General features: G+C 68.6%; 3 protein-coding genes. 1 reads left to right on the top strand and 2 read right to left on the bottom strand.

Features of this window, described 5'->3' with window-relative positions:
• A partial coding sequence (locus AC1D15_RS30115; protein ID WP_477828911.1) for a phospholipase D-like domain-containing protein occupies nt 1-353 on the bottom strand: 353 nt, incomplete at its 3' end.
• Between the two features lie 86 nt (nt 354-439).
• On the opposite strand from AC1D15_RS30115, the gene AC1D15_RS30110 reads away from it, so the two are divergent.
• Nucleotides 440-1,606, top strand: a complete 1,167-nt coding sequence (locus AC1D15_RS30110; protein ID WP_477828910.1) for a hypothetical protein — start codon at nt 440-442, stop codon at nt 1,604-1,606.
• Here AC1D15_RS30110 and AC1D15_RS30105 read toward each other — a convergent pair.
• The coding region (locus tag AC1D15_RS30105; protein ID WP_477828909.1) for an endonuclease/exonuclease/phosphatase family protein at nt 1,596-1,800 on the bottom strand (205 nt) is incomplete at its 5' end. The two genes, AC1D15_RS30110 and AC1D15_RS30105, sit on opposite strands and share 11 nt — an antisense overlap.

The following is a 1,800-nucleotide window of genomic DNA, read 5'->3' as shown; positions in this document are numbered from 1 at the left end:
GGCCGGAACACCGCGAGGTCGACGCCGCCGTCCTCGAACAGCGGTTGCAGCTGCGGCAAGAAGGCGCGCGAGCCGAAGCCGTCGAGCACCACGCGCACCGCGACGCCGCGCGCGGCAGCCGCCAGCAGCGCCTGCGTGACGGCGGTGACGCTGCCTTCGTGCTGGTAGATGTAGGTCGCGAGCCAGACCTCGTGCCGCGCCGCGTCGATCGCGCGCACCATCGCCGGAAAGAGTTGATCACCGCCACTGAGCAGCTCGACCTGGTTGTCGCCGCAGAACAGCGCGCGCGGCAGCGTGCTCCACAGGTCGTCGGGCAGCGCAGGCTCGGCGCGATGGCGATGGCGGCGGCTCAAGGCAGCTTGCCTCCGCAGGCACGCAAGCCTGGAACGTTTCGGTCCGCACCGGCACTGAGCGAGATCGCCGTGCCACGGCTCAATGCATGGCTCATGTCATCGCTTCCATGATTTCCACCCCATCCGCCCACCGTTTCCGGACGCTCAGCCTGTCCGAAGCCGGCGCACGGCAACTCAGGGCAAACGGCAAGGAGGTCTCCGTGGTTCGCCATGAGCTCGCCGTGAGCCACGAGACCCTGGAGCACGCGCGCGCGGTCGGGCAAGCCAATCACTGGGCCCGCAAGCTGCTCTTCCGGGGCGTGGCCAACAACGCCCGGTTGTCGCACTGTGACAAGCGCGTGCGCGACCGTGCGCTCGACCTGCTCACCGCCGAGCTGGAGGAGATCCGGCTCCACTACAGCGACCCCTGGCAGCACCTCGTCGCCAGGTGCAGGGCCATTGCCCGGCACGGCATCGGCCATTGCCACGAATGCAGCGACTTGACCTTCCTGTACCTGGTCGCCACGTTGCCGGACTGCCAGATCGATCAAGCCACGTACCCCCACAGGGATCATGTGGCGACGCTGGTGCAGAGTGGCGCGCACGTGATTCGCTGCGACCCGTGGACGACGGTCGCCGTGCCGGTCCTGCAGGGGCATGGCAACAAGCGGCTCGACGTGGATCTGATGGCCGCCAACTTGAGCACCATGGGCCTCGGGAGCAACTTCGAGGCTGGAAAGATACTGCGCTCGAGCAAGGGCATCACGGCCCAGCAGCGGCGCATGCTGAGCAAGGCAGTGGCGGAGCTGGACAGCCTGACGCCCGCGGACTGCCTGAGCGACAAGGCCATCCTCGAAGCGACTGCGCCGGCCGGCACGAAACGCAGCGAGGCATCGATGGACCCCGGCACCGAGTGGCCGCTGTCGAAGCGACGGCCCGTCACGGCCCTCGTCCATGACGACGAGCGGCTCGACCTTGACTCCTACGGCGTGAACGAGTACTTCCATGCGCTCCTCAACCCGCTGCCGCGCCGGGGCGACACGCCCTTTCCTGCGGGCTGCTTCGACTTCGCCGATGCGATCGAGCGCCTTCTCGGCAACGATCCCCAGCCCTTGCTCGGTCTCGTCGAGCACCACGGCTTCGACCCGGACGCCGTTGTCCCACTGCTGGCCGAGCTGTTCGACCTGGCGATCTCCGACGAGCCCACGCGCCAGGACGCCGCACTCAAGCTGAAAGCCGCCTGGCCGGCCACCGCCGAAGCGATCAATTCGTAGTGCCATCGAGTTCGAGCTCCGCCACCAGCGGCAGGTGATCCGACATCCGCGCCCACGCCGCGCCGCGCGGCACCGAGGTGCCGGTGCAGCGGAAGCCACGCGTGTAGATGCGGTCGAGCGAGAACACCGGCATGCGCGACGGGAAGGTGCGCTGCGAGCTGATGCCGCGCCGCTCGGCGCGGTACAGCCCGAGC

This window comes from Rhizobacter sp. P2_H2 (genome assembly GCF_056403375.1).
This window is presented reverse-complemented; position numbering and strand designations above follow the sequence as displayed.

Bases quoted from the DNA above. Each gene is read 5' to 3' on its own strand.
- AC1D15_RS30110 (WP_477828910.1), top strand. From the start codon at position 440: ATGGCTCATGTCATCGCTTCCATGATTTCCACCCCATCCGCCCACCGT.